General features: G+C 71.6%; 21 protein-coding genes. 10 read left to right on the forward strand and 11 right to left on the reverse strand.

What is annotated here, in order from left to right; genetic code table 11:
* Nucleotides 1-431: 431 nt before the first annotated feature.
* The gene (locus ACZ4XD_RS02060) at nucleotides 432-3,650 is read left to right on the forward strand and encodes a sacsin N-terminal ATP-binding-like domain-containing protein (RefSeq protein WP_468037758.1); all 3,219 of its coding nucleotides are present in this window, start codon (nucleotides 432-434) and stop codon (nucleotides 3,648-3,650) included.
* Between the two features lie 33 nt (nucleotides 3,651-3,683).
* Nucleotides 3,684-4,271, forward strand: coding sequence for a GNAT family N-acetyltransferase (locus ACZ4XD_RS02065; RefSeq protein ID WP_468037275.1), 588 nt, complete (start codon nucleotides 3,684-3,686; stop codon nucleotides 4,269-4,271).
* A 29-nt stretch (nucleotides 4,272-4,300) separates the two neighbouring features.
* Here ACZ4XD_RS02065 and ACZ4XD_RS02070 read toward each other — a convergent pair whose 3' ends face one another.
* On the reverse strand, nucleotides 4,301-4,969 hold the full coding sequence (locus ACZ4XD_RS02070; protein WP_468037277.1) for a YdcF family protein: 669 nt from the start codon (nucleotides 4,967-4,969) through the stop codon (nucleotides 4,301-4,303).
* A 15-nt stretch (nucleotides 4,970-4,984) separates the two neighbouring features.
* On the reverse strand, nucleotides 4,985-6,085 hold the full coding sequence (locus tag ACZ4XD_RS02075; RefSeq protein ID WP_468037279.1) for a helix-turn-helix domain-containing protein: 1,101 nt from the start codon (nucleotides 6,083-6,085) through the stop codon (nucleotides 4,985-4,987).
* Between the two features lie 194 nt (nucleotides 6,086-6,279).
* On the opposite strand from ACZ4XD_RS02075, the gene ACZ4XD_RS02080 reads away from it, so the two are divergent.
* Nucleotides 6,280-6,621 carry a hypothetical protein gene (locus ACZ4XD_RS02080; protein ID WP_468037281.1) on the forward strand — a complete coding sequence of 114 codons (342 nt, stop codon included), beginning with the start codon at nucleotides 6,280-6,282 and terminating at the stop codon, nucleotides 6,619-6,621.
* Nucleotides 6,622-6,627: 6 nt separating this feature from the next.
* On the opposite strand, the gene lepB is transcribed toward ACZ4XD_RS02080, so the two are convergent.
* From lepB to ACZ4XD_RS02100, 4 genes are all read right to left on the reverse strand, one after another.
* Nucleotides 6,628-7,395 carry a signal peptidase I gene (lepB, locus tag ACZ4XD_RS02085; RefSeq protein WP_468037283.1) on the reverse strand — a complete coding sequence of 256 codons (768 nt, stop codon included), beginning with the start codon at nucleotides 7,393-7,395 and terminating at the stop codon, nucleotides 6,628-6,630.
* Between the two features lie 285 nt (nucleotides 7,396-7,680).
* Nucleotides 7,681-7,851 (reverse strand): hypothetical protein, encoded by a 171-nt coding sequence (locus ACZ4XD_RS02090; protein WP_468037285.1) that lies wholly within the window; start codon nucleotides 7,849-7,851, stop codon nucleotides 7,681-7,683.
* A 91-nt stretch (nucleotides 7,852-7,942) separates the two neighbouring features.
* Complete coding sequence (locus tag ACZ4XD_RS02095) at nucleotides 7,943-10,357, reverse strand: HAD-IC family P-type ATPase (protein WP_468037287.1); 2,415 nt, start codon at nucleotides 10,355-10,357, stop codon at nucleotides 7,943-7,945.
* Nucleotides 10,358-10,446: 89 nt separating this feature from the next.
* Complete coding sequence (locus ACZ4XD_RS02100; protein WP_042147245.1) at nucleotides 10,447-10,704, reverse strand: DUF2530 domain-containing protein; 258 nt, start codon at nucleotides 10,702-10,704, stop codon at nucleotides 10,447-10,449.
* Nucleotides 10,705-10,997: 293 nt separating this feature from the next.
* Between ACZ4XD_RS02100 and ACZ4XD_RS02105 the strand changes: the two genes are divergently transcribed.
* Nucleotides 10,998-12,470 (forward strand): NCS2 family permease, encoded by a 1,473-nt coding sequence (locus ACZ4XD_RS02105; RefSeq protein WP_468037289.1) that lies wholly within the window; start codon nucleotides 10,998-11,000, stop codon nucleotides 12,468-12,470.
* Here ACZ4XD_RS02105 and ACZ4XD_RS02110 read toward each other — a convergent pair.
* On the reverse strand, nucleotides 12,463-12,654 hold the full coding sequence (locus ACZ4XD_RS02110; RefSeq protein WP_468037291.1) for a hypothetical protein: 192 nt from the start codon (nucleotides 12,652-12,654) through the stop codon (nucleotides 12,463-12,465). The two genes, ACZ4XD_RS02105 and ACZ4XD_RS02110, sit on opposite strands and share 8 nt — an antisense overlap.
* 130 nt (nucleotides 12,655-12,784) lie before the next feature.
* Between ACZ4XD_RS02110 and ACZ4XD_RS02115 the strand changes: the two genes are divergently transcribed.
* The 3 genes from ACZ4XD_RS02115 (at nucleotide 12,785) to thpR (ending at nucleotide 15,373) form a co-directional block, all read left to right on the forward strand.
* The gene (locus ACZ4XD_RS02115) at nucleotides 12,785-13,249 is read left to right on the forward strand and encodes a MarR family winged helix-turn-helix transcriptional regulator (protein ID WP_468037293.1); all 465 of its coding nucleotides are present in this window, start codon (nucleotides 12,785-12,787) and stop codon (nucleotides 13,247-13,249) included.
* Nucleotides 13,250-13,277: 28 nt separating this feature from the next.
* Nucleotides 13,278-14,708 carry an MFS transporter gene (locus tag ACZ4XD_RS02120; protein WP_468037295.1) on the forward strand — a complete coding sequence of 477 codons (1,431 nt, stop codon included), beginning with the start codon at nucleotides 13,278-13,280 and terminating at the stop codon, nucleotides 14,706-14,708.
* Nucleotides 14,709-14,803: 95 nt separating this feature from the next.
* Nucleotides 14,804-15,373, forward strand: a complete 570-nt coding sequence (gene thpR / locus ACZ4XD_RS02125) for an RNA 2',3'-cyclic phosphodiesterase (protein WP_468037297.1) — start codon at nucleotides 14,804-14,806, stop codon at nucleotides 15,371-15,373.
* A 221-nt stretch (nucleotides 15,374-15,594) separates the two neighbouring features.
* Here thpR and ACZ4XD_RS02130 read toward each other — a convergent pair whose 3' ends face one another.
* Both ACZ4XD_RS02130 and ACZ4XD_RS02135 read right to left on the reverse strand, forming a co-directional pair.
* Nucleotides 15,595-16,593, reverse strand: coding sequence for an aldo/keto reductase (locus tag ACZ4XD_RS02130; RefSeq protein WP_468037299.1), 999 nt, complete (start codon nucleotides 16,591-16,593; stop codon nucleotides 15,595-15,597).
* Nucleotides 16,594-16,677: 84 nt separating this feature from the next.
* Nucleotides 16,678-17,382, reverse strand: coding sequence for a GDSL-type esterase/lipase family protein (locus ACZ4XD_RS02135; RefSeq protein WP_468037760.1), 705 nt, complete (start codon nucleotides 17,380-17,382; stop codon nucleotides 16,678-16,680).
* A gap of 143 nt (nucleotides 17,383-17,525) precedes the next feature.
* Between ACZ4XD_RS02135 and ACZ4XD_RS02140 the strand changes: the two genes are divergently transcribed.
* Nucleotides 17,526-18,521: a hypothetical protein gene (locus ACZ4XD_RS02140; RefSeq protein ID WP_468037301.1), complete on the forward strand. Its 996-nt coding sequence runs from the start codon at nucleotides 17,526-17,528 to the stop codon at nucleotides 18,519-18,521.
* Nucleotides 18,522-18,562: 41 nt separating this feature from the next.
* Here ACZ4XD_RS02140 and ACZ4XD_RS02145 read toward each other — a convergent pair whose 3' ends face one another.
* Nucleotides 18,563-18,982, reverse strand: coding sequence for a PPOX class F420-dependent oxidoreductase (locus tag ACZ4XD_RS02145; protein WP_042149694.1), 420 nt, complete (start codon nucleotides 18,980-18,982; stop codon nucleotides 18,563-18,565).
* 37 nt (nucleotides 18,983-19,019) lie between these two features.
* The gene (locus ACZ4XD_RS02150; protein WP_468037303.1) at nucleotides 19,020-19,790 is read right to left on the reverse strand and encodes a TetR/AcrR family transcriptional regulator; all 771 of its coding nucleotides are present in this window, start codon (nucleotides 19,788-19,790) and stop codon (nucleotides 19,020-19,022) included.
* A 107-nt stretch (nucleotides 19,791-19,897) separates the two neighbouring features.
* Between ACZ4XD_RS02150 and ACZ4XD_RS02155 the strand changes: the two genes are divergently transcribed.
* Together ACZ4XD_RS02155 and ACZ4XD_RS02160 are read left to right on the forward strand one after the other, a co-directional pair.
* Nucleotides 19,898-20,911: an ATP-binding cassette domain-containing protein gene (locus tag ACZ4XD_RS02155; protein WP_468037762.1), complete on the forward strand. Its 1,014-nt coding sequence runs from the start codon at nucleotides 19,898-19,900 to the stop codon at nucleotides 20,909-20,911.
* Complete coding sequence (locus tag ACZ4XD_RS02160) at nucleotides 20,908-21,780, forward strand: ABC transporter permease (RefSeq protein WP_468037305.1); 873 nt, start codon at nucleotides 20,908-20,910, stop codon at nucleotides 21,778-21,780. The genes ACZ4XD_RS02155 and ACZ4XD_RS02160 overlap by 4 nt, the downstream gene beginning before the upstream one ends.
* The last annotated feature ends 32 nt before the right edge of the window (nucleotides 21,781-21,812 follow it).

A 21,812-nucleotide genomic window follows, 5' to 3' on the forward strand; every position in this document is an offset into this window, starting at 1 on the left:
GGGGGGGGGGGGTGTGGGGTTGGGGTGTTTTTGTTGTGGGGGGGGGTTGTGGGTTTTTTTTTTTTGGTGTTTTTTTTGTCCCCCCCCCCCCCCCCCCCCCACACCCCCCCCCCCTCCGGCCCGCCCCCTCCCGTTCGGATGGCGGCCTCCGTCCGGTGGGGGAGTTGTCAAAGACCAGTAGTTCGGCCGTGTCGTGGTGCGGCGGCGGGTGCTGGTCTTTTGTCTTTCATCACCCCCACCCCATACACCCCCTCCCGCCGACAGGCGGGGCCCCGCCGACAGGCGGGAAACGAGAGCGCGGCGGGGCACCCGCCCACGTGGGGCGATACCGTCGGCCCACCGACATTTAAGGGAGACCGACAGTGACAGCTACGTCGTGGGTGCGAGGCGCAGCCGGAGACCCGTTCGGGACGGCTCGGCTGCGGCGTGGCGTGCTGGATGCCTGGGCCGCCTCGCCGGCCCGGTTCCGGGAGGACGCGAACGCCGAGGAGGACCTCGCGCTCGGCGGCTACCGCGACCGGCTGGCCGTGGAGCTGGCGCAGAACGCGGCGGACGCGGCGGCCCGGGCCGGTGTCCCCGGCCGGCTCCGGCTGACCCTGCACGCGGCCAACGGCGACGCCCCCGCCGTACTCGTCGCGTCCAACACCGGTGCCCCGCTGGACGCCACCGGCGTCGAGTCGCTGTCGACGCTGCGGGCGTCCGCGAAGCGGGAGCCCAGTGTGGCGGCCGGTGCGGTCGGCCGGTTCGGTGTGGGCTTCGCCGCGGTGCTGTCGGTGAGTGACGAGCCGGCGCTGGTGGGCCGTACCGGCGGCGTCCGCTGGTCGCTGGCCGAGGCGCGGGCGCTGACGGAGGAGGTGGCGGCGCACAGCCCGGGGCTGGGTGGTGAGTTGCGCCGACGGGACGGGCATGTCCCGCTGCTGCGGCTGCCGCTGCCCGCGGAGGGCGGGGCGCCCGAGGGGTATGACACCGCCGTCGTGCTGCCGCTGCGGGACGTCGCGGCGCAGGATCTCGCCGAGCGGCTGCTGACCGGGATCGATGCGGCGCTGCTGCTGACGCTGCCGGGGCTGGCCGAGGTCGTGGTCGAGACCCCGGAGGGCGTACGGGAGTTGCGGCGCAGCCAGGACGGCCCGTACGTCCTGATCGAGGACAGCGAGCGGGGCGCCACCCGGTGGCGGGTGGCGAGCGACGGCGGGCCGCTGGATCCGGCGCTGCTGGCGGACCGGCCGGTCGAGGAGCGGCTGCGGCCGGCCTGGTCGGTGACCTGGGCGGTGCCGGTGGACGACGAGGGCGCGCCGGTCCGGCCGGGCACCGCGGCGGTGGTGCACGCCCCGACGCCGACGGACGAGCCGCTGGGGCTGCCCGCGCTGCTGATCGCGTCGTTCCCGCTGGAGCCGACCCGGCGGCATGTCGCGCCGGGCGCGCTGATGGACTTCCTGGTGGGGCGGGTGGCCGCGACGTATGCGGCGCTGCTGGGCGACTGGCAGCCGGTGTCGGTCGGCACCCTCGATCTGGTGCCGGGCCCGCTGGGCAAGGGCGGTCTGGACGGTGAGCTGCGCCGCCAGGTACTGGAACTGCTGCCGCGGGTGCGGTTCCTGCCGAGCGCGGGCGCCCCGGCCGGCGGGCGTACGGCCGAGCCCGAGGCCGCGCCGGCGGACGAGTGGGACGAGGGCGACGCTGGCGTGGACCGGTACGTCCTGCGCCCGGTGGACGCCGAGTTGGTGGAGGGCGCGGGCGCGGCGGCCGTGGGCGTGCTGGCCGAGCTGTTCCCCAGCCTGCTGCCGGCCGGGCTCGAACGCCGGCCGGAGCTGCGGGCGTTGGGCGTGGCCCGGGTGCCGCTCGGCGAGATGATCGACCGGCTGGCGGGCGTCGAACGGTCGCCCGGCTGGTGGTGGCGGCTCTATGACGCGCTGGCCGGTACGGACCCGGACCGGCTCAGCGGGCTGCCGGTCCCGCTCGCGGGCACGGCCGGCCAGGGGCCCGGCGGCGCGCAGGGCGGCGTACGGACCACGATCGGGCCGCGTCAGGTGCTGCTCCCGCTGCCCGGCGGCGGCCCCGAGGAGGACGCCGCGGCCCGGCACCGTACGCTCGCCCGGCTCGGCCTGAAGGTCGCCCACCCCGAGGCGGTGCACCCGCTGCTGGAGAAGCTGGGCGCCACCCCGGCCGCGCCGCGCGCCGTCCTGACCACGCCCCAGGTGCGGGCGGCGGTGGCGAACTCCCTGGAGGCCGACGAGGACGCGTACGACGTCTTCGCCGACGAGCTGGGCGAGGGGCCGGGGGCCCCGCTGGGCGCCGAGGAGCTGGCGGAGACGGTGCTCGGTCTGGTCCGGGACGCCAATCTCACGCCGGGCGACGAGCCCTGGCTCGGGGCGCTCGCGCTGCCCGACGAGGACGGTGAGCTGGCACCGGCCGGCGAGCTGGTCTACCCGGGCAGCGCCTTCGAGCGCGTCATCCGGGAAGGCGAGATCGCGGCCTGTGACGCGGAGTGGGCCGGACGGTGGGGCGAGCAGCCGCTGACGGCCGTGGGCGTCATGGCCGCCTTCGCGCTGGTCCGGGCCACCGATGTGGTGCTCGACCCGGACGAGATGGAGCCCCGGGAGGGCGACTTCGCCGAGCCGGACGATGTCGGACTGCTGGACGCGGTGGACGTCTGGTGCGAGGACATCCTCGACGCGCTGCCGGAGACCCCCGTCCCGCCGGTGGTGACCGAACTCGTCGCGGTCCGCGACCTCGACCTGGTCGACGACGACGCCTGGCCCCAGGTGCTGGCGATGCTGTCCCAGCCGCCGCTGCGCGATGCCCTGACCGCACCCGTGCGGGTCCTGCTCCCCGACGGCACCACCGAATCCGTCCGCCCGTACACCGCCTGGTGGCTGCGCGGGCACCCGGTGCTGGACGGCCGCCGGCCGGCCGGTCTGCGGTCGGCGGGCGGTGACCCGCTGCTGTCCGGGCTGTACGAGTCCGCCGACGCGGGCGACGTCGACGCCCAGGTCCTCCGTGCCCTCGGCGTCCGGACCTCCGTCGCCGCGCTCCTCGACGAGCCGGGCGGCGCGGCGGAACTGCTGGCCCGGCTCGCCGACCCCGACCTGACCGTCGGCGCCGCACAACTGCACGCGCTCTACGGCCTGCTGGCGGATCTGGACCCCGACCAGGTGACCCTTCCGGACGAGCTGCGGACCGTGCGCGACCAGGAAATCCAGGTGGTCGACGCGGCCGACGCCGTGGTCGCCGACGCCCCGGACCTGGTGCCGCTGGCGGCCGGCCGCGCCCTGCTCCCCGTGCGCCCGGCCCGTGCCGCCGCGCTGGCCGAACTGCTCCAGGTACGGCGCCTGAGCGAGGTGGTCAGCGCCGAGGTCCGATCCGAGGGCGTACGCCATGAGGTCCCCGGGGCCGTCCGCGTCCTGCTCGGCCCCGCCACCCCCGAGACGTACCTGGAACACGAGGAACTCCTCGTCGGCGACGGCCCCGACGACAACGCCGAACTCGACTGGCGCTACACCTCCGACGGCACCCTCCACGCCGCCACCCTGGAGGGCGTAGCCGCCGGCCTCGCCTGGTCCACCGGCCAGTGGCCCCGCCGCTTCGAGGTCGCCGCCCTCCTGGAAGACCCGGACCGGGGGGAGGAGCTGGCGCGGGCGCGGTGGTTCGACTGACGGAGGGGCGGTGGCAGGGAGATGATGCCGCCCATGCCCCTCGCCATCACTCCCGCCCTCCCCGCCGGTACCCTCTCGGCCACCCCGCAGCCTGCTCTCCCCTCACCCGGCGGCGAGTTGCTGCTGCGGCCCTGGGAGACGGCCGACGCCCCCGTCCTGCAAGTCGCCTACCAGGACCAGGCGATCCGCCGCTGGCACATGCACCACGTCACGTCCCCGGCGGAGGCACAGGAGTGGATCGCGGCCTCCCACCGCTCCTGGCAGCGGGAACGGGACGCCCAGTGGGCCATCACCCGGGCCTCCGACGGCGAGATCCTCGGCCGGGCGGGCCTGCGCCGGATGGACCTGGACCACGGTGAAGCCGAGTGCGCGTACTGGGTCCTGCCGCCCGCCCGCGGCACCGGCATCGCCCCCCGCGCCCTCGCCACACTGGCCGCCTGGGCCCTGGACGAGGCCGGCTTCCACCGCCTCGAACTCGCCCACTCGACCGCCAACGAGCCCTCCTGCCGGGTCGCCACCAAGTCCGGCTTCACCCTGGAGGGCACCCGCCGCAGCGCCCATCTCCAACAGGACGGCTGGCATGACATGCATCTTCATGCCCGTGTGCAGGGCGATGTGTGAGGGGCAGGGGGCGGCCGGGCGGCGTCCGGTCAGCGGGTGAGCAGTCGGCTGGTGAAGCCGTCCCGGACGAGTGAGGCGTACGCGGCCTGTACGTCTTCGGGTACCTCCTGCTCGATGGCGAAGCCGAGCCCGGGATACTCGATCACCCGCTGGAGATCACCGACGAGCTGGTCCGTCACGAGCTTCTCGTCGCCGATGCTCTTGAGGTAGTCGTCGAACTCCAGCGGTTCCGAAGCACAGATCACCTCGACCTCGGGCCACATCTTGCGGGCGGTGGCGAAGGCCCGTCGCTCCATATAGGGCATGGACACCAACAGCACGGTCTCGGGGACGATGCCGGCGGCGGCCAGCACCTCCCGGGAGAAGGTGATGTTCTGGCCGGTGTTGCGCGCCGCGGGCTCCAGCAATACGGCCTCGTCCGGTACCCCGAGTTCCCGCGCATGCTCCCGGAAGTGGACCGCCTCGCCCCGCGGAAACCGTTCCGGGGCAGTGGGGTTGGGGCCGCCGGTGAAGACCAGGGCAGGAAAGAGCCCCGCGCGATACAGCCGGGCGCAGAAGGCGGGCACCCCGAGATCGTGACTGCCCAGCCCGATCGCCACGTCGGCCGGCCGCACCTCGTGGTGCATCCGGTGGTAGTCCCAGATCAGCCCGGCCCACTGCCGCTGATCGTCGGTGAGGGCCCGCTGGTTGTCCGTCACGCTGATTCTCCCTGGTCACCGTCGCCGGGGGAAGGAATGCCCCTCGGTCGCCTTGCGGACGCTCTCGATGCTGTGGAGCTGGTGACTGAGGCCGAACGTGGCGGCCAGCTTCGCGGCGTCGTCGAGCACACGCAGCCCATCATCCCGGGTGGGCGGATCGGACAGCAGGATGTGACCGTGCGCGGTGTCCGACCGCACACGTTGCAGCGGCGAGTTGCTCACACCGGTACTGCGGGCGATCTCCATGAAGTGCAGGGCGGAGTCGAGGTCGTTGGCACCGCGATGGGCTAGGGCGACCTTTTGGTGGGCGACCGACCAGTCCTCGGGTTCGGACAAGTCCTCGAAATCGCGCGTCGCGGCCAGTATGACGCGGGCGGCATAGTCGTGATGGCCGTCCTTGCTCAGCGAGGTTCCCACCCACAACCTTGCCCGGGCTCGGTCGCGGCGGGAAAGTCGGTCGTCCACGGCGAGAGTCTCGTAGCGACGGGCGGCAGTCTTCAGCCTGCCGGCCATCTCGGCGACCACTGTCAGGGACAGTTCGACCTGGGCGACACGCCGGGGGATGTCGAGCTGGGTGAAGACCGAGCGGGCATCGGCATAGCAGTGCTCTGCCGACAGCGGCCCCAGCACAGCGCCCTGGTCGCGTCGCAGGTCGCCGAGCAGGGCGGTGGACCGCGCGAACAAGTACAGGCCCCTGTCGTCCAGTTCCGTTACCTTGCAGCGAGCCAGCCACCGATGCAGAAGATCGTCGGCGAACGCGAAGTTCTGCTGGGACAGGGCGACGAAGGCCCGCTCCAGGTCGTCGGTCCACGACTCGTACTCCCACGCCCGTGGGCCGGTGGCTGCCGCCCGGCGGTTCATGCTGGATGCGCGATGTCCGGCCATGGAGAGGTTCGCCTCGAAGCGCAGATGTGCCGCGGCGTCCGCGCGGGCCAGAGCGGTGTCCAGAATTGCCTGGGTGTCAGGACGCGGCTCGGTGCTGCCGAGTAGCTTCTCCCATTTCGAGACGGTTCGGATGCCGACACCCAGGTGTTCGGCGAATGCCCGGACGCTCATCCGCAGGGCGTGACGAAGCGCTCGGGCCTCCCGGCCGGTCCAGTGGTGCACGGTCGCCACGCGTTGCTCCCTTCCGTCGCCATGGAAGCACGAAGCATGTGGCTCGGGGGACGGAAGTGCCACGGAAGGGCAACAGCCGTTCATTCCCTGCCTACTGATGGGATGCCAGTCTCGGGGTGGTCAAATCCGGACAACCTGCATCTGCCCTCGTCGGCTGCTCACATTCCGCACTGAGGGCCCTGGGAGTTGAGGACATGAACGAAACTGCCCCACGTCTGCTGCCGTGGTCGAGCCCCAACGGCAACCCTTGCTACCTGTTGGGAGACGGGACGGGACCCGTCTCCCGCATTGCCGATGACATCGAGCGCCTTCAACTCGGTATGGCCGATGACCTCATGGGGCATGCGGACGAGCTGCTCGGCTGTCAGGGGGCGAGCAACCGGGAACTGCGCTTTCTGGCCCGGGGGCTGACCGACTCGCTGCGGGATGTGCGGCGCGTCGCGGAGAGCAGGGGGGCGCGGCTGCGTGCCGTTGGCCGGTCGCCGGATGACGAGGACGGAAATGAGGGCGGGGATGAGGGTGGGGAGGAGAGGTAGGGCGGGCTATGCCGCTCGTGCGGCTCGCCTTCGGCGGCGCCAGAGGGTGAGCGGCACCGCGCCCGCGAGGCCCAGCACGGCCGGAGTCGCCGCGACGGCCTTGTTGAGCGCGGGCTGGTCGAAGGTGTCCGGCACGGGCAGCCACGACCAGCGGCTGATCGGCCAGGCGACCGTGAAGGCACGTCCCACGACCTGCGTGGTCTCCACGGTGCCGTTGCCCTTGAGGTTCATGTGGTAGCGGGAGTCCTGGGACTTCTGTCGGTGGTCACCCATGACCCAGATGCTTCCCTTGGGAACCTTGACCGGCCCGAATGCCTTGTCGCCGCAAGGGGTGTTGCCGGGGAAGAGGTACGCATCCTCCTTCAGCGCCTTGCCGTTGACCTTGACCGGGCCGGTGCCGTGGCACTCGACGGTGTCGCCGCCGACCGCGATCACCCGCTTGATCAGGTCCTTCTCCTCCGCTGACGGCATCAGGCCGATGAAGCTGAGGACCTGCTGGACGACGTTGGGCTCAGCGGGCGGCATCTCGTTGAGCCAGCCGCCCGGGTCGTGGAAGACCACGACCTCGCCGCGCTGCGGCTCGGAGCCGAACCAGGGCGTCAGCTTGTCCACCAGGACCCGGTCCCCGCGCTGGAGGGTGTTCTGCATCGAGTCGGACGGGATCAAGAACGCCTGCACCAGGAAGGACTTGATCAGCAGGGCGAGCAGAAGAGCGACACCGATGAGAATCGGCAGCTCTTGCCAGAAGCCACGCTGCCTTTTTGCCTTCGTCACGCTGCCGCTCGCTTCCCGCCCCGTGGCCGTTGCTGGTCCGTCGACACCCTTGGACCGTCGGCCCGCCCCGGGCCCGCCTACAGACGTACGTATCCCGCACGTTAAGCGGCAGGTGTTTCGATCGTCCCGAGACCGTGTCTCAGGCGTATCTCGATCTTTTGCCGGGATCGTGACAGCCACGCCAAGCCAAGCCACGCCATGCCACGCCAAGCCAAGCCACGCCAAGCCACCGGGAACGGCGTCCGGCCCTACGCGGGCGGCTGCACCCCGGCCGTCGCCATCCGCTCAGTCCGAGCTGAACTTCTTCACCAGCGACCAGATCACCGCGACCGCGCCGACGACCAGGATCAGCCACTCCCACCAGTTGAGGACGCCGTCGCCGCCGGAGTGGTAGTGGTGAGAGTGATGGGTGCGGGCCAGGACCTCGTAGGTGAGGTCGGCCGGGTGGAAGGTCATGGGGCGGAGACTAGGCGGGGGCGAGGGGTGTGGCCATCCCGGGGCGGGTTCTGTGACCGGGACGATACGGCGGCGGGCGTGGCGTTCACGCTCAGGCCGGGAAGCGGCGGCCCACCCAGCGCCAGGTGAGCTCCAGTAGGACGGCCGCCAGTACGGCGATGGCGACGGCCACCCAGGGCATGGTCGTGCCGACCAGGCGCAGGGCGAAGAAAGTCTGGAGCCAGGGGGTGGCCAGGACGATGAGGAAGGCCAGGCCCATGGCCAGGACCAGGGCGATCCGCCACCAGGTGTAGGGGCGGGCGATGATCGCCAGGACCCAGATCGCGGTGAGGAAGAGGGTCAGGGTCGCGGCGCTGGTCTCGGCGGACAGGGCGTCGGGGCCGGTGTAGTAGCCGCGGGCGAGCAGATAGGTGGCGAAGGCGGCGGCGCCGGCGATGAGGCCGGACGGGATCGCGTAGCGCATCACCCGGCGGACGAAGTGCGGGCGGGCGCGTTCCTTGTTGGGGGCCAGGGCGAGGAAGAACGCGGGGACGCCGATGGTGAGGGTGGAGAGCAGGGTCAGATGCCGGGGGAGATACGGGTAGGGGATCTGCCAGCAGGCGACCAGGATCGCCAGGAGGACGGAGTAGACGGTCTTGGTGAGGAAGAGGGTGGCGACGCGGGTGATGTTGCCGATGACCCGGCGGCCCTCGGCGACGACGGACGGCAGCGTGGCGAAGCTGTTGTTGAGCAGCACGATCTGGGCGACGGCGCGGGTCGCCTCGGAGCCGGAGCCCATCGCGACGCCGATGTCGGCGTCCTTGAGGGCCAGCACGTCATTGACGCCGTCGCCGGTCATCGCGACGGTGTGACTGCGTGCCTGGAGCGCGGCGACCATGTCCCGCTTCTGCTGCGGGGTGACCCGGCCGAACACCGCGCCCGCCTCGATCTCGGCCGCCATCGCGTCCCGTTCGCCGGGCAGGGCGCGCGCGTCCACCGGGGCGTCCGCGCCGGGCAGCCCCAGTTTGCCGGCCACCGCGCCCACCGACACCGCGTTGTCGCCGGAGAGCACCTTGGCCCGGACGCCCTGCTCCTCGAAGTAGCGCAGGGTGTCGGGGGCGTCCGGGCGCAGCCGCTGCTCCAGGACGACCAGCGCGGCGGGCCGTACGTCCCGGGTGACGTCGGGGTCGTCCAGCTCCCGTGCGGCGCGGGCCAGCAGCAGGACGCGGAAGCCCTGCGCGTTGAGCGCGTCGGTCTCGGCGAGCCGCTGGTCACCGGCCGGCAGCAGCACGTCCGGGGCGCCGAGCAGCCAGGTGCTGCTCTCGCCGTCCGGGCCGTTGAAGGACCCGCCGCTGTATTTCCGGGCGGAGGAGAACGGCAGTGACTGGACGCAGCGCCAGCCGCCGTCCGCCGGATACGCCGCGATGACCGCCTGGAGGGAGGCGTTGGGTCGGGGGTCGGACTCGCCGAGTGCGCCCAGCACCTGCCGGAGGTAGCCCTCGTCGCCGTCGAGCGTCCGCAGCCCCTGGACATCCATGCCGCCCTCGGTGAGCGTGCCGGTCTTGTCCAGGCAGACCACATCGACCCGGGCCAGGCCCTCGATCGCGGGCAGCTCCTGGACCAGGCACTTCTTGCGGCCGAGCCGGATGACGCCGATCGCGAAGGCGACGGAGGTGAGCAGCACCAGGCCCTCGGGGATCATCGGCACGATCCCGGCGACCATCCGGCGGATCGCCGCGTCGCCCGGCAGCCCGAGGGTGAGCAGATGGCTGAGGATCAGGCCGAGCGCGGTCGGAATCATCATCCAGGTCACGTACTTGAGGATCTGGCTGATGCCGGTCCGCAGTTCGGAGTGGACCAGGGTGAAGCGGCTGGCCTCCTCGGCGAGCTGGGCCGCGTACGCCTGCCGGCCGACCTTGGTCGCGGTGAAGGCGCCGCCGCCCGCGACCACGAAGCTGCCGGACATCACCTGCTCGCCGGGCTTCTTCACGACCGGGTCGGCCTCGCCGGTCAGCAGCGACTCGTCGATCTCCAGGCTGTCGCTCTCCAGCACCTCACCGTCGACGATGACCTTGTCGCCGGGCCCGAGTTCGAGGATGTCGTCGAGCACCACAGCGGAGGTGGGGATCTCCTCGGTGACCCCGCCGCGCCGGACGGCCGGCCGGGCCTCGCCGATGACCGCCAGCTTGTCCAGGGTCTTCTTGGCGCGCAGCTCCTGGACGATGCCGATACCGGTGTTGGCGACGATCACGAAGCCGAACAGGCCGTCCTGGAGGGGGCCGACGATCAGGATGATGACGAAGAGGACGCCGATGATGGCGTTGAAGCGGGTGAAGACATTGGCCCGGACGATCTCGGCGACCGAGCGGGAGGAGCGTACGGGGACGTCGTTGACCTCGCCCCGGGCGACCCGCTCCGCGACCTCGGCGGCGGTCAGTCCGGGGTTGACCGGTTCCCCCGCCGCCCGTCGGGCGGGCTCGCCACCCGGCCCGGACTGCGCGACGTCGGTCCTCGCCCGCTCCGTCATGCCCTCGACGTTACGGGCGGAATGCGCACTTCACCCGCTGGCCGGGCGAAGGGAGCCAGGGCCTGTCCGCCGGGGCGGTGCGGAGGTGGTCAGGAGCGGTCGGCCGCCGCGGCGCGCTTGAGCGCGGCATCCCGTCCGCGGACGTACCAGATGCCGATCAGGCCCAGGCCGCCGCCGGCCAGACAGGTCCACACCCACCAGGCGTGGCCGTTGTCGGCGAACCAGCCGTAGAAGGGGAGCTGGCCGAGGAAGAGGACGAACCAGATGATGGTGCCGCCGGTGATCGTGCCGACGACGGGTCCCTCAAGAGGCGCCGGGGCCTCGCGCAGTTCGGACTTCTTCCACATGGTGCTCAGCTTACGGGGAGCGGGTGACGGCTCCGCGGGCGGCGGTGGGCAGGGGGCCGGTGGCCGTGCGCGGTGGCGCCGGCGGCGTGGGGGGCGGGACCAGGCCATGTGCCGCAGGGGTCTACGCGCGGAGATAGCGATCAACGCATTGTTTATTCATACTGAACCTTTCTGGATTCGGCTGGTTTTGCTTGTCTCTTCCTCCAAGCTGATCCAGTTGATTCCGTTTTTGTTCGTGTTCCGGGCCCTCGGGCCCCCGCGCCTGCCCAGGCCCGTACGACTGAGGTCCCCGCATGCCCCCCTCGGCCACCACGCCGGTCGACACCCTTGAGAACCCGGCTCCGAAGCCTCCCAAGAACGGCCTCGACGCCTTCTTCAAGATCTCCGAGCGGGGGTCGACGGTCGGCCGCGAACTCCGCGGCGGGCTGGCGACGTTCTTCGCGATGGCCTACATCATCGTGCTGAACCCGATCATTCTCAGTTCCGGAGTCGATAAGTTCGGCCACCATCTCGACAACGCGCAGCTGGTCACCGCCACCGCGCTGATGGCCGGACTGAGCACGGTCCTGATGGGCGTCATCGGCAATGTCCCGATCGCCATCGCCGCCGGCCTCGGCATCAATGCCGTGGTGGCGCTTCAGCTCGCCCCCAAGATGAGCTGGCCGGACGCCATGGGCATGGTCGTGCTCGCGGGTCTGGTGCTGATGCTCCTGGTCGCCTCGGGTCTGCGGCAGCGGGTGATGGACGCGATCCCCAACGGGCTACGGCGGGCCATCGCCATCGGCATCGGCCTGTTCATCTCGCTGATCGGCCTGGTCGACGCGGGCTTCGTGACCCGTAACCCGGACGCCGCGAACACCACCGTCCCGATGGGCCTGGGCCAGGGCGGACAGCTCAAGGGCTGGCCGGTGCTGGTCTTCATCATCGGGCTGGCGCTGATGTTCGTGCTGATCGTGCGCAAGGTCCGGGGCGCGATCCTGATCGGCATGGTCTCGATGGCCGTCGTCGCGATCGGCATCAACGCCCTCGTCACCATCCCGGACGCGGCCTGGGGCCTGGCGGTCCCCAATGTCCCGGAAAAGATCATCGACACCCCGGACTTCGGTCTGATCGGTCAGATCAGCCTCTTCGGCGGCTTCAAGGAAGTCGGCGTGCTGACCGGCTGCCTGTTCGTCTTCACCGTGCTGCTCTCCGGCTTCTTCGACGCGATGGGCACCATCATCGGCGTCGGCGAGGAGGCCGGGCTGCTGGACAACGAGACCGGCAACCTGCCGAACATGGGCCGGATCCTGATGGTCGACGGCATCGCGGTCGCGGGCGGCGGCTTCGGCTCCGCCTCCGCCAACACCTGCTTCGTGGAGTCCACCGCCGGGGTCGGCGAGGGCGCCCGCACCGGTCTGGCGAACCTGATGACCGGCGGCCTCTTCCTGCTCGCGCTGATCTTCACGCCGCTGGCGACCGTCGTCCCCGCCCAGGCCGCGACGCCCGCGCTGGTGGTCGTCGGCTTCCTGATCATGGCCTCGAACGTCCGGGACATCGACTGGGGCGACTTCACCATCGGCATCCCGGCGTTCCTGACGCTCGTCTCGATGCCGTTCACCTACAGCATCACCAACGGCATCGGCATCGGCGTGCTGGCCTTCATCCTGCTGCGTGCGGCGACCGGCCGGATCAAGGAGGTCCCCTGGCTGCTGAACGCGGTCGGCCTCTGCTTCCTGGTCTACTTCCTGCTTGACCCGATCGAGCAGGCGCTCGGGGTCAAGTAACCGGCCAGCGGACCCCCAGCTTCTCCGTCTCGTCGACGGAGGATTGGAACCGCTCGTCGAAATCCTCGCGGATGAGCGTCCGGACCACATAGTCCTGGACGCTCATTCCGCGTTTTGCGGCGTGCTGCCGGATGCGGTCCAGCAGTTCCCCGTCCACCCGCAGACTGAGCACCTTCGATCCCATCCGGACACGGTCCCGTCCGTACGCGGTCAGGCGGGTCATTTTCGGCGGCGCCCTCACTCATATGGGTGAGTCATGACGGACAGGACCCCCTGGCTTTCCTTAGAAAGGGTAATGAGTTACGCTAAAGACCATGCCGGAACTGTCCTCCCTTCAGCCCGACGGGCCGGAGGTGCCCCCTGACGACGCGGCCGCGGTGAACGCGCTGCGGTCCGCCGTGATGCGCCTGTCGCGCCGACTCAAGCACCAGCGGGTCGACGAATCGCTGAGCCCCACCGAGATGTCGGTGCTCGGCACCCTGTTCCGCTGCGGCAGTGCCACCCCCGGCGAGCTGGCCCGCAAGGAGCATGTGCAGCCGCCGTCGATGACCCGCATCGTGGCCATGCTGGAGGCCAAGGGACTGGTCCGGCTCGAACCGCACCCCGACGACCGCCGTCAGAAGGTCGTCACGCAGACCGAGCAGGCCGAGGCGATGCTCGAAGAGAGCCGCCGTAAGCGCAACGCCTGGCTCGCCGAGCTGGCCTCAGGGCTGGACGCGGACGAGTGGGCGAAGGTGCGGGCCGCCGCGCCCGTGCTGGAGAAGCTCGCACAGCTGTAGAACCCGAGGCCGAGGAGGCGAACCCACTTTGAGTACGGGATCCGGAGCACACTCCGCCCCCGCACCGAACTCCCACGACGACACGGTTTCCGACGACGCGACCGCGACCGCTCCGGGCACCGCCCCGGCTGTCGCCGCCGGCCCCGCCGCCACACCGCGCAAGGGCACGTTCAGCTCCCTGCGCATACGCAACTACCGCCTCTTCGCCACCGGCCAGATGGTGTCCAACACGGGCACCTGGATGCAGCGGATCGCCCAGGACTGGCTGGTGCTCAGCCTCACCGGCTCGTCCACCGCGGTCGGCATCACCACCGCGCTGCAATTCCTGCCGATGCTGCTCTTCGGGCTCTACGGCGGTGTCATCGCCGACCGCTTCGCCAAGCGCAAGCTGCTGCTCGTCACCCAGTCCGCCATGGGCGTCACCGGCCTGGCCCTCGCCGCGCTCACGCTGAGCGGGCAGGTGCAGGTCTGGCACGTCTACCTGACCGCCTTCGCGCTCGGCCTGGTCACCGTCCTCGACAACCCCGCCCGGCAGGCCTTCGTCTCCGAAATGGTCGGCCAGGACGAGCTGCGCAACGCCGTCAGCCTCAACTCCGCCAACTTCCAGTCCGCGCGGCTGATCGGACCCGCCGTCGCCGGTGTCCTGATCACCGCCTTCGGCAGCGGCTGGGCCTTCCTGCTCAACGGTCTCTCGTTCATCGCCCCGCTCATGGGCCTGCTGATGATGCGCACCGCCGAACTCCACAAGGTCGACCGCGTCCCGCGCAGCAAGGGCCAGCTGCGGGAGGGCCTGCGGTATGTGTCCGGCCGCCCCGATCTGATCTGGCCCATCGTCCTGGTCGGCTTCATCGGGACCTTCGGCTTCAACTTCCCGATCTGGCTGACCGCGTTCGTGCACCACGTCTACCACCAGGGTGCGGGGACGTACTCCCTGTTCAACGGGCTGATGGCGGCCGGTTCGCTGATCGGCGCACTGCTCGCGGCCCGCCGCGCGAGCTCCCGGCTGCGGCTCGTGGTGGGGGCGGCGATGCTCTTCGGCGTCCTGGAGATCGCGGCGGCGCTGGCCCCGTCGTTCTGGGTGTTCGCGGCGCTGCTGGTGCTGATCGGCACGGTCGGCCTGACGATCAATGTCACGGCCAATTCGAGCATCCAGATGGCCACCGATCCGGCGATGCGCGGCCGGGTGATGAGCCTGTTCATGATGGTCTTCGTGGGCGGCACGCCGCTCGGCGCACCACTGGTCGGCTGGGTCACCGACACCTTCGGCCCGCGGATCGGCTTCCTGGCGGGCGGTGTCGTCTCGCTGGCGGCCGCCCTCCTCATCGGCCTGATCCTCGCCCGGGTGGGCGGTCTGCGCCTCAAGGTCGACCTGCGCCGCGGTCATCAGCACCTCGCCTTCGTGCCCCGGGCCCCGGGCGAGGCCCAGTCCGCGGAGCGGGCCATGGCGCCCGCGGCGTAGTGCGGGCACGCACCATGGCCCGGCCCCACCACGGGGCCGGGCCATGGCACGTCGTGTCCCGCCGGACGGCCGGTGTGCTGCGCCACACTGGCCGCATGAGACTCTTCGCCGCCGTCCTGCCCCCCGCTCGCGCGATCGAGGAACTGGCCGCCGAGGTGGCGCAGTTGAAGAAGTTTCCGGCCGCCGGCCGGCTGCGCTGGACCGGCCGGGAGAGCTGGCACTTCACCCTCGCCTTCTACGGGGAGGTGCCCGAGGAGACCGTCCCCGACCTGGCCGAGCGGCTGGCGCGGGCCGCCCGCCGCCGCGACCCCTACGAGCTGCGGATCGCCGGCGGCGGCCGCTTCTCGGACCGGGTGGTGTGGGCCGGGGCCGACGGCGACCGTCCCGCCATGCGCCGGCTGGCCGACGCGGCCTCCGCGGCGGGCCGCCGGGCCGGCCTCGCCATGGACGACGAGCACCGCCCGTACACCCCGCACCTCACCCTCGCCCGGAACCGCGTCCCCGGCCTGGACCTGCGCCCGTACGCGACCGCCCTCAAGGACTTCGCCGGCACCGCCTGGACGGTCGAGGCCCTCGCCCTGGTGTGCAGCCATCCGCCCGTCGCGGGCGTGGCGGGCAAGCACCCCCGGTACGAAACGGTGGACTCCTGGCCGCTGGGCCACTGACGGTCCGCGGCCGCCCGCTACCGGCCCGCTGAAGCGTTCGGGTCCGCCCCGGTTACGCTCAGAGGGTGGATCCCAAAACCCGTAACCGGATCATGTCCGGTCTGCTCGCCGTGCTGCTCATCGTCGTGATCGTGGCGGCGGCGCTGCGCTGACGGCTGCCCCCGGCCCCGCGGGGGCGCCCGGCGGCCCGGCCGGAACCGGCCGCCGGGCGCCCGTCCCGTTCACCAGGCGAAGGCCTCCGGGCTCGGCCCGGGGCCGGGGAAGATCTCGTCGAGCGAGGCGAGCAGCTCGTCCGGGAGGGTCAGTTCGACGGCCCGCAGCGCGGAGGCGAGCTGGTCCGCGGTGCGCGGGCCGACGATCGGGCCGGTGACCCCGGGCCGGGTGAGCAGCCAGGCCAGCGCCACCTCACCGGGCTCCAGACCGTGTTTGTCGAGCAGATCCTCGTACGACTGGATCTGGGCGCGGATCGTGGAGTTGGCGAGCGAGTCGGCCGAGCGGCCGGCGCCCGAGCGGCCCGCACCGCCCTCGCGCTCCTTGCGGAGGGCACCGCCCAGCAGTCCGCCGTGCAGCGGGGACCACGGGATGACGCCCAGGCCGTAGCCCTCGGCGGCCGGGATGACCTCCATCTCGGCGCGGCGCTCGGCGAGGTTGTAGAGGCACTGCTCGCTGACCAGGCCGTACGAGCCGCGGCGGGCGGCGGTCTCGTTGGCGCGGGCGATATGCCAGCCGGCGTGGTTGGACGACCCCACGTAGAGGATCTTGCCCTGCTGGACGAGCACGTCCATGGCCTGCCAGATCTCGTCCCAGGGCGTGTCCCGGTCGACGTGGTGGAACTGGTAGAGGTCGATGTAGTCGGTACCCAGCCGCTTGAGGCTGGCCTCCACCGACCGCCGGATGTTGAGCGCGGAGAGCTTGTCGTGGTTGGGCCAGACCTTGCCGTCGTCCGTCGCCATGTTGGCGTAGAGCTTGGTGGCGAGCACGGTCTTGTCCCGCCGGCCGCCGCCCTTGGCGAACCACGAGCCGACGATCTCCTCCGTACGGCCCTTGTTGGCGCCCCAGCCATAGACATTGGCGGTGTCGAAGAAGTTGATGCCGGCCTGCTGCGCCGCGTCCATGATGGTGTGGCTCTCGGCCTCGTCCGTCTGAGGCCCGAAGTTCATCGTCCCGAGGACGAGTCGGCTGACCTTGAGTCCGGTGCGTCCGAGCTGCGTGTACTTCATGGTGGTCCAGCCAACGCCTTGAAGTGCGCTCGAAGCAAGGGCCGTTCGGGCGTCGGCGTGCGCCCGGCCCGCGCGCCGCGCGTCTCACCCGGCCGGTACGGCCGCCCCGGCTACAGCCCCGGCGCGGTACGGCCCGCCGACGCCCCACGCCTGATGCATCGCCTGGGCGAACGCGCCCGCCAGCAAGTGCTCGCCGTGCTCCGACGGATGGGTCCCGTCGTAGGTGGCGCGGCCGGTCTCCCACCCCTCCGGTTCGGAGGCCAGCAGCAACGGGGAGGCGGGGGTGGAGAGACCGGCGACGGCCTTGGCCAGCAGCTCGTTGAAGCGGACGCACTCGGTGCCGAAGGCGGGGTCCGCCGAGGCCCGGACGTTGGGGATCACCGGCATCAGCACCGCCCGCACGTGCGGCGCCGCCTCCCGTGCCGCCGCCACGAACCGCCGTACGTTCTCCGCGGTCTGCTCGGCGTTCGTGTAGAAACCGAGGTCTATCAGGCCGAGCGAGACCAGCAGGGTGTCGGCCCGGTGTTCGCGTACCGCGTCACCGATCAGCGGGGCCATGTGCAGCCAGCCCTCGCCCCAGCCCGCGAGATGGCGGCGGGCCTCGTCGGGGAAGCCGGGGTCGGCGTAGGCGGTGCAGGCGGCGGTGCCGTCGGCGGGGTCATGGAGGGTGTGGCGCGGTCCGACGATGCGGTACGGCCCGGCGCAGGTCGCGTTCAGGTGCTGCCACATGCGGTAGCGCCAGGTGAAATCGCCGGTGGCGCCGATCGTCATGGAGTCACCGACGAACATGATCCTCATCCGGACATGATGGCCGAGAATCCTTACCCGCCGGTACGTGACGCTGGACACGCCGCGCTCGTCCACCACGGAGCGCCGGGGGCCCGTCGGCCGCCGCGCCCCCGCGCCGTGGCCCGGGATGGCAGTCTGTGCCCATGCGTTCGCTTCTGTGCGCGGCCGGTGCCGCGGGAATCCTGTGGGCGGCGGCCGCCGTGCCCGCGGCCGCCGACGAGCCCGACGGCTTCACCATCGGCGACCCCCGGATCACCGAGGCCAGCGGCCTGGCCGCCAGCCGTACGCACCCCGGGATCTACTGGACCCACAACGACAGCGACGACGGCCCGTACATCTACGCCGTCGACGGCAAGTCCGGCCGCGTGGTCGCCCGGATCACGCTGCGCGGCATCGGCGCGCCGCGCGATGTCGAGGCGATCTCGGCCGGCCCGGACGGTGCCCTCTACGTCGGCGACATCGGCGACAACCTCGGCGGCAGCTGGGACCACGTCTGGATCTACCGCTTCCCCGAACCGAAGCGGCTGCGCGATGCCACCGTCACCGCCACCCAGTTCGACGTGAAGTACGCCGACGGGCCGAGGGACGCCGAGGCGCTGATGGTGCATCCCAAGACCGGCCGGGTCTATATCGCCAGCAAGAAGCAGGGCGGCGGTGGCGCGCTCTACGAGGGCCCGCGGCGGCTGACCACCTCCGGCGTCAACACCTTCCGCAAGGTGGCCCCGGTCGATCTGTGGGTGACCGACGGGGCGTTCTCCCCGGATGGCAGCCGTCTGGTGCTGCGCAGCTATTTCGGTGCCCGGATCTACCGCTGGCAGGACGGCCGCCCGAAGGACCTCGGCAGCGTGGGCGTACCGGTGCAGCAGCAGGGCGAGGCGGTCACCTTCACCGCGGACGGCCGCACCCTGATGTACGGCTCCGAGGGCGCCGACAGCGCGGTGGAGCCGGTCGGGCTGAGCGATGAGCAGCTGCCGGACGCGGCCAAGGACGACCCGGCGAACGGTGACGGCGCCAACGGGCAGGGCGGAAAGGGGAGTTCGAAGACGGACCTGGACCCGAGCTTCATCAAGGGGGCCATGGTCCTCGCCCTGGCCACGGGGCTGGTCGTCGCGCTCCGCAGGCTGCTGCGGCGGCGGTAGGGCCGGTGGGTGGGCGCTCCACGGAGAGACCGTGGGCCCCGTCAGGCTCCCGCCGGCCCGTCCCCCTCGGTCAGCCGCAGCTCGTAATGGAGCGTCCGCTGCTTCTTCAGCCGGTGCACCAGTGGCACCACCAGCCCGTGGAGCAGCGGATACTTCCGGGTCAGCGAGCGCTCGGCCCGCCGGTACTCCCGGGTCTGCGGATCCAGTAGCCGCACCCGCGCCTTGACGGCGGGTCCGGTGGGCCGCCCCCGCCAGGTGGAGGGGCAGATCTCCACCTCCGGGAAGTTGCGCATCCGCTTGGCCTTCCAGGCATCGCCGTAGGTGCGGAAGTAGGCGTGGTCGCCGTCGACGGCGAGGTTCATCGGGGTGCCGACGCCGGTGCCGTCCCGCTTGTACGAGGTCAGCAGAATCGCTCCCTGCCGCTCGAAGGGGGCGAGGCCGGGGCTCGGGGGATTCGTCATGGCTCCCATACAGGCACATCCGTGCTGTTTCGTCACCTCATGGTGCGTCCGTTCGGGCGGTACGGGCGGCGATGAGCGCCTCGAATCCGTCCAGGAGCGCGGCCAGGCCCAGTTCGAAGACCAGGGCGTCGTCCTCGGCGAAGGTGTCCTCGTCCAGGGCGGCGAGGGCGGGGTAGCGGCCGCTCAGCATCGCCCGGGACAGCACCGGTTCCTGTGACTGCCAGAAGTCCGCGTTGCTGATGCCGGTGCGCTTCTCGGCGAGCGCGGCGTGCAGCTCGGTGCGGGCGAGGCCGGTGAGGAAGCCGCCGAAGGTCACCAGGACGTGCATCTTCTCGCGGTCGGTCAGACCGGTGCCGGCCAGCGCGCGCACCGAGTACTCCAGGGAGTCCAGGGCGTTGGGGCCGAGCAGCGGGCGGGCCTGGTCGACCTGGAGCAGCCAGGGGTGCCGGTGGTACTGCCGCCGGCTGGCGTGGGCGAGGGCCTCCATCGCGGGGCGCCAGCCGGCCGCCGGGTCGGGATGGGCGTCGGTGTCGAACTCCGCGACCTTGTCGAGCATCAGGTCGAGGAGTTCGGCCTTGCCCGGGACATAGCGGTAGAGGGACATGGTGCCGACGCCGAGGTCGGTGGCGACCCGCCGCATGGACAGCGCGCCGAGCCCGTCGGTATCGGCGACCGCCACCGCCGCGGTGACGATGCGGTCGAGGGTGAGGCCCGGCTTGGGTCCGCGGCTGGGCCGGTCGCCGAGGCCCCAGAGCAGCTCCAGGCTGCGCGAGACATCGCCGCTGCCGCTGTGTTCTGTCGTCGTCATCGTGCGGTCATCCTATGCCGCCGGGAAAAAACTGAGTACGGCGTACGCGTAATCGAGTACGGTGTACTCAGTTTCCGATCCGGAGGGGAGCGGCGATGGCCGTCAGCATGAGCGGGACAGGGCGCGATACGCGGAAAGCGGCGGGACCGGCCGAGGTGGCGGTGCGCGCGGAGGGACTGGAAAAGCGGTACGGCGACAAGCGGGCACTGGACGGCCTCGATCTCACCGTCCGCCGCGGCACGGTGCACGGCCTGCTCGGGCCGAACGGTGCCGGCAAGACCACGGTCGTCCGCATCCTGGCCACCCTGCTGCGACCGGACGGCGGCCGGGCGACGGTCGCCGGGCACGAGGTGACGCGAGCACCGGACCGGGTACGCGCCCGGATCGGGCTGGCCGGTCAGTACGCCGCCGTGGACGGGATATTGACCGGACGGCAGAACCTGGAGATGTTCGGCAGGCTCTTCCACCTCGGCGCCCGCCGGTCACGGGCCCGGGCCACCGAACTGCTGGAGCAGTTCGGCCTGGGCGACGCGGCCGGGAAACCGGTCAAGGGCTACAGCGGCGGGATGCGCCGCCGTCTCGACCTCGCCGCGAGCCTGATCCTCGCCCCCGAGGTGCTGTTCCTGGACGAGCCGACCACCGGCCTCGACCCCCGCAGCCGCAACGAGGTCTGGGAGGCGGTCCGCAGGCTCGCCGCGGCCGGCACCACCGTGCTGCTGACCACCCAATACCTCGACGAGGCGGACCGGCTGGCCGACCGGATCTCCGTCATCGAGCACGGCCGGACGATCGCCGACGGTACGCCCGCCGCGCTGAAACAGCAGGTCGGCGGGGAGAGCCTGCATGTGGTGCTGCACGACCCGGCCGGTCTCCCGGACGCGGTACGGGCCGTGGCGCGGGTCGCCGCGGACGGCGTACGGCCCACGGCGGACGAGGCGGAGCGGCGGGTCGGGGCCCCGGTGACGGCGGGCGTGGCGGCGCTGACCGAGGTCGCGCGCACCCTCCAGGACGCGGGCGTCGGCGTCGCGGACATCGGGCTGCGCCGTCCGACGCTCGACGAGGTCTTTCTGCGGCTCACCGGCCGCCCGGCGGCCGGGGCCGGCGAGGAGGCGGCCGCATGAGCGCTGGAACCGTGCTGCACATCCCGCACGACGGCCGCCCCGGCCCGGATGTCCCGGACGGCCCGGAGGACGGCCCCGCGCGCCGTCTCTACTGGGCCGTCGCCGACTGCCTGACCATCGTCCGCCGGGATCTGACCCATCTCGTCCGGCAGCCCGTCATCATCGCCTGGCAGCTGGGCTTCCCGGTCGTCTCCGTGGTGCTGTTCGTCTATGTCTTCGGCAGCGCGATGAATGTCGGCGGCGGGGTGGACTACCCGACGTTCGCGATGCCCGGCATCTTCGCGATGACGATCTCCTTCGGTTTCATGAACACCGCGGTGGCCGTCGTCGTCGACCGGGAGCGTGGTGTCACCGACCGCTTCCGTTCCCTGCCGATGGCACCGTCGGCCGTGGTCAGCGGGCGCGGGGTCTCCGATGTGATCGGCGCGAGCGTCGATCTCGCGGCGCTGGCCGTGATCGCCGTGATCGTCGGCTGGCGCTCCCACGGCAGCCCGGCCGCCACCCTCGCCGCCTTCGGGCTGCTGCTGCTTCTGCGCTTCGCCCTCATCTGGATCGGTGTCTATCTCGGCCTGCTGGTGCCCAGTCAGGAAACGGCCGGCGGCCTCTACGCCGTCGCCATGCCGTTCGGCATGATCTCCAGCGTCTTCACCCCGCCGTCGATGATGCCGGACTGGCTGGGTGCCATCGCCCTGTGGAACCCGGTCTCCTCGACGGCGAGCGCCATCCGGGAGCTCTTCGGCAACCCGGCTACCACGGGCGGCAGTTGGGTCGAACAGCACGCGGTGCTGATGGCGGTGCTCTGGCCGGTCGCCCTCACCGCGGTCTTCCTGCCGCTGGCGGTACGGCGCTTCCAGCGACTGAGCCGCTGAGCCGCTGAGCCGGGACCGTACCCGCACAGCGC

This window comes from Streptomyces sp. NPDC029466, from assembly GCF_055574515.1.